The 5,219-nt window shown below is 57.4% G+C and carries 1 protein-coding gene and 3 rRNA genes; 3 read left to right on the forward strand and 1 reads right to left on the reverse strand.

What is annotated here, in order from left to right; genetic code table 11:
* The 3 genes from ACFWGD_RS12955 to rrf form a co-directional block, all read left to right on the forward strand.
* Positions 1-1,350, forward strand: a 16S ribosomal RNA gene (locus ACFWGD_RS12955); the annotation flags it as partial.
* 287 nt (positions 1,351-1,637) lie between these two features.
* A 23S ribosomal RNA gene (locus ACFWGD_RS12960) occupies positions 1,638-4,760 on the forward strand.
* A 74-nt stretch (positions 4,761-4,834) separates the two neighbouring features.
* A 5S ribosomal RNA gene (rrf, locus tag ACFWGD_RS12965) occupies positions 4,835-4,951 on the forward strand.
* Positions 4,952-5,035: 84 nt separating this feature from the next.
* On the opposite strand, the gene ACFWGD_RS12970 is transcribed toward rrf, so the two are convergent.
* The coding region (locus ACFWGD_RS12970) for a hypothetical protein (protein WP_377779101.1) at positions 5,036-5,219 on the reverse strand (184 nt) is incomplete at its 5' end.

Genomic DNA, 5,219 nt, shown 5'->3' on the forward strand with positions numbered 1-5,219 from the left:
AGGACCGCACCGTGAGGGTGTGGTGGAAAGTTTTTCGGTGTGGGATGAGCCCGCGGCCTATCAGCTTGTTGGTGGGGTAATGGCCCACCAAGGCGACGACGGGTAGCCGGCCTGAGAGGGCGACCGGCCACACTGGGACTGAGACACGGCCCAGACTCCTACGGGAGGCAGCAGTGGGGAATATTGCACAATGGGCGAAAGCCTGATGCAGCGACGCCGCGTGAGGGATGACGGCCTTCGGGTTGTAAACCTCTTTCAGCAGGGAAGAAGCGAAAGTGACGGTACCTGCAGAAGAAGCGCCGGCTAACTACGTGCCAGCAGCCGCGGTAATACGTAGGGCGCAAGCGTTGTCCGGAATTATTGGGCGTAAAGAGCTCGTAGGCGGCTTGTCACGTCGGATGTGAAAGCCCGAGGCTTAACCTCGGGTCTGCATTCGATACGGGCTAGCTAGAGTGTGGTAGGGGAGATCGGAATTCCTGGTGTAGCGGTGAAATGCGCAGATATCAGGAGGAACACCGGTGGCGAAGGCGGATCTCTGGGCCATTACTGACGCTGAGGAGCGAAAGCGTGGGGAGCGAACAGGATTAGATACCCTGGTAGTCCACGCCGTAAACGTTGGGAACTAGGTGTTGGCGACATTCCACGTCGTCGGTGCCGCAGCTAACGCATTAAGTTCCCCGCCTGGGGAGTACGGCCGCAAGGCTAAAACTCAAAGGAATTGACGGGGGCCCGCACAAGCAGCGGAGCATGTGGCTTAATTCGACGCAACGCGAAGAACCTTACCAAGGCTTGACATATACCGGAAAGCATTAGAGATAGTGCCCCCCTTGTGGTCGGTATACAGGTGGTGCATGGCTGTCGTCAGCTCGTGTCGTGAGATGTTGGGTTAAGTCCCGCAACGAGCGCAACCCTTGTCCTGTGTTGCCAGCATGCCCTTCGGGGTGATGGGGACTCACAGGAGACCGCCGGGGTCAACTCGGAGGAAGGTGGGGACGACGTCAAGTCATCATGCCCCTTATGTCTTGGGCTGCACACGTGCTACAATGGCCGGTACAATGAGCTGCGATACCGTGAGGTGGAGCGAATCTCAAAAAGCCGGTCTCAGTTCGGATTGGGGTCTGCAACTCGACCCCATGAAGTCGGAGTTGCTAGTAATCGCAGATCAGCATTGCTGCGGTGAATACGTTCCCGGGCCTTGTACACACCGCCCGTCACGTCACGAAAGTCGGTAACACCCGAAGCCGGTGGCCCAACCCGTAAGGGAGGGAGCTGTCGAAGGTGGGACTGGCGATTGGGACGAAGTCGTAACAAGGTAGCCGTACCGGAAGGTGCGGCTGGATCACCTCCTTTCTAAGGAGCACAGTACCGATTGCAGACAAATGTTCTGCACGGTCAGCTCATGGGTGGAACGTTGATTAGTTGGCACGGTTTCCAAAACATCCTGTAAGTACTGCTTCGGCGTGGAAAACAGTGATGGTGGCGGGGATCGTGCTTGGCACGTTGTTGGGTATCTGAGGGTACGGCCGAAAGGCTGTCCTTCTGCGATGCCGGCCCCAGTGAACTCGCCAGCTTGTCTGGTGGGGTGATGGGTGGCTGGTCGTTGCTTGAGAACTACACAGTGGACGCGAGCATCTGTAGGCCAAGTTTTTAAGGGCACACGGTGGATGCCTTGGCACCAGGAACCGATGAAGGACGTGAGAGGCCGCGATAGGCCCCGGGGAGCTGCCAACTGAGCTTTGATCCGGGGGTGTCCGAATGGGGAAACCCGGCAGTCGTCATGGGCTGTCACCCACTGCTGAACACATAGGCAGTGTGGAGGGAACGCGGGGAAGTGAAACATCTCAGTACCCGCAGGAAGAGAAAACAACCGTGATTCCGGGAGTAGTGGCGAGCGAAACCGGATGAGGCCAAACCGTATGCGTGTGATACCCGGCAGGGGTTGCGCATGCGGGGTTGTGGGAATTCTTTTGACCGGTCTGCCGGCCGGTCGGCGAGTCAGAAACCGTTGATGTAGTCGAAGGACATGCGAAAGGTCCGGCGTAGAGGGTAAGACCCCCGTAGACGAAACATCAGCGGCTTGCTTAAGAATCTCCCAAGTAGCACGGGGCCCGAGAAATCCCGTGTGAATCTGGCGGGACCACCCGCTAAGCCTAAATATTCCCTGGTGACCGATAGCGGATAGTACCGTGAGGGAATGGTGAAAAGTACCGCGGGAGCGGAGTGAAATAGTACCTGAAACCGTGTGCCTACAAGCCGTGGGAGCGTCGCCGTTGTTCTTCGGAACAACGGTCGTGACTGCGTGCCTTTTGAAGAATGAGCCTGCGAGTTAGCGGTGTGTAGCGAGGTTAACCCGTGTGGGGAAGCCGTAGCGAAAGCGAGTCCGAATAGGGCGATTGAGTTGCACGCTCTAGACCCGAAGCGGAGTGATCTAGCCATGGGCAGGTTGAAGCGGAGGTAAGACTTCGTGGAGGACCGAACCCACCAGGGTTGAAAACCTGGGGGATGACCTGTGGTTAGGGGTGAAAGGCCAATCAAACTCCGTGATAGCTGGTTCTCCCCGAAATGCATTTAGGTGCAGCGTCACGTGTTTCTTGCCGGAGGTAGAGCACTGGATAGGCGATGGGCCCTACCGGGTTACTGACCTTAGCCAAACTCCGAATGCCGGTAAGTGAGAGCGTGGCAGTGAGACTGTGGGGGATAAGCTCCATGGTCGAGAGGGAAACAGCCCAGAGCATCGACTAAGGCCCCTAAGCGTACGCTAAGTGGGAAAGGATGTGGAGTCGCAGAGACAACCAGGAGGTTGGCTTAGAAGCAGCCACCCTTGAAAGAGTGCGTAATAGCTCACTGGTCAAGTGATTCCGCGCCGACAATGTAGCGGGGCTCAAGCGTACCGCCGAAGTCGTGTCATTGCAGCAATAGGGCCAACGCCCGCTGTGATGGGTAGGGGAGCGTCGTGTGCCGGGTGAAGCAGCAGCGGAAGCTAGTTGTGGACGGTTCACGAGTGAGAATGCAGGCATGAGTAGCGATACACACGTGAGAAACGTGTGCGCCGATTGACTAAGGGTTCCTGGGTCAAGCTGATCTGCCCAGGGTAAGTCGGGACCTAAGGCGAGGCCGACAGGCGTAGTCGATGGACAACCGGTTGATATTCCGGTACCCGCTTTGAAACGCCCAATATCGAATCAGGCGATGCTAAGTCCGTGAAGCCGTTCCGGACCCTTCGGGGAAAGGAAAGTGGTGGAGCCGACGAACCAGACTTGTAGTAGGTAAGCGATGGGGTGACGCAGGAAGGTAGTCCAGCCCGGGCGGTGGTAGTCCCGGGGTAAGGGTGTAGGCCGAGGGGTAGGCAAATCCGTCCCTCATTAAGGCTGAGACCTGATGCCGAGCCGATTGTGGTGAAGTGGATGATCCTATGCTGTCGAGAAAAGCCTCTAGCGAGTTTCATGGCGGCCCGTACCCTAAACCGACTCAGGTGGTCAGGTAGAGAATACCGAGGCGTTCGGGTGAACTATGGTTAAGGAACTCGGCAAAATGCCCCCGTAACTTCGGGAGAAGGGGGGCCATCACTGGTGATCGGATTTACTCCGTGAGCTGGGGGTGGCCGCAGAGACCAGCGAGAAGCGACTGTTTACTAAAAACACAGGTCCGTGCGAAGCCGTAAGGCGATGTATACGGACTGACGCCTGCCCGGTGCTGGAACGTTAAGGGGACCGGTTAGTGCGCTTTCGGGCGTGCGAAGCTGAGAACTTAAGCGCCAGTAAACGGCGGTGGTAACTATAACCATCCTAAGGTAGCGAAATTCCTTGTCGGGTAAGTTCCGACCTGCACGAATGGCGTAACGACTTCTCGACTGTCTCAACCATAGGCCCGGTGAAATTGCACTACGAGTAAAGATGCTCGTTTCGCGCAGCAGGACGGAAAGACCCCGGGACCTTTACTATAGTTTGATATTGGTGTTCGGTTCGGCTTGTGTAGGATAGGTGGGAGACTTTGAAGCAGCCACGCCAGTGGTTGTGGAGTCGCCGTTGAAATACCACTCTGGTCGTGCTGGATGTCTAACCTCGGTCCGTGATCCGGATCAGGGACAGTGTCTGATGGGTAGTTTAACTGGGGCGGTTGCCTCCTAAAGAGTAACGGAGGCGCCCAAAGGTTCCCTCAGCCTGGTTGGCAATCAGGTGTTGAGTGTAAGTGCACAAGGGAGCTTGACTGTGAGACCGACGGGTCGAGCAGGGACGAAAGTCGGGACTAGTGATCCGGCGGTGGCTTGTGGAAGCGCCGTCGCTCAACGGATAAAAGGTACCCCGGGGATAACAGGCTGATCTTCCCCAAGAGTCCATATCGACGGGATGGTTTGGCACCTCGATGTCGGCTCGTCGCATCCTGGGGCTGGAGTCGGTCCCAAGGGTTGGGCTGTTCGCCCATTAAAGCGGTACGCGAGCTGGGTTTAGAACGTCGTGAGACAGTTCGGTCCCTATCCGCTGCGCGCGCAGGAATATTGAGAAGGGCTGTCCCTAGTACGAGAGGACCGGGACGGACGAACCTCTGGTGTGCCAGTTGTCCTGCCAAGGGCATGGCTGGTTGGCTACGTTCGGGAGGGATAACCGCTGAAAGCATCTAAGCGGGAAGCCTGCTTCAAGATGAGTATTCCCACCTCCTTGAGAGGGTAAGGCTCCCAGTAGACGACTGGGTTGATAGGCCAGATGTGGAAGCCCGGTAACGGGTGGAGCTGACTGGTACTAATAGGCCGAGGGCTTGTCCTCAGTTGCTCGCGTCCACTGTGTTAGTTCTGAAGTAACGAACTGTGTCCATATCCGGTTGGTTAACTTCATAGTGTTTCGGTGGTCATAGCGTTAGGGAAACGCCCGGTTACATTTCGAACCCGGAAGCTAAGCCTTTCAGCGCCGATGGTACTGCAGGGGGGACCCTGTGGGAGAGTAGGACGCCGCCGAACAATCATTGTGGGAAAGCCCCGCACCTTTAATGGTGCGGGGCTTTTCTGCGTTCTGGACCAGGTCCGTGTGGACTCGGCCCGGGCCTACCAGTCGGCGGGGTAGCTCTTGAGGCTGCTCGTGTCGAGCGTCCACCGGCCGGCGGGGACGGTGTCCCCGAAGGAGTAGGGGATCTTCTTGCGGTAGCGGATGCCGTCGGGCCCATCCGAGGGGTCGCTGTGGACCATGACGGTCTTCTTGTCCTTGCGGGGGTCCACCACGACATAGAGC

The organism is Corynebacterium sp. NPDC060344, from assembly GCF_042725215.1.
In the GTDB taxonomy this organism is placed as follows: Bacteria; Actinomycetota; Actinomycetes; order Mycobacteriales; family Mycobacteriaceae; genus Corynebacterium.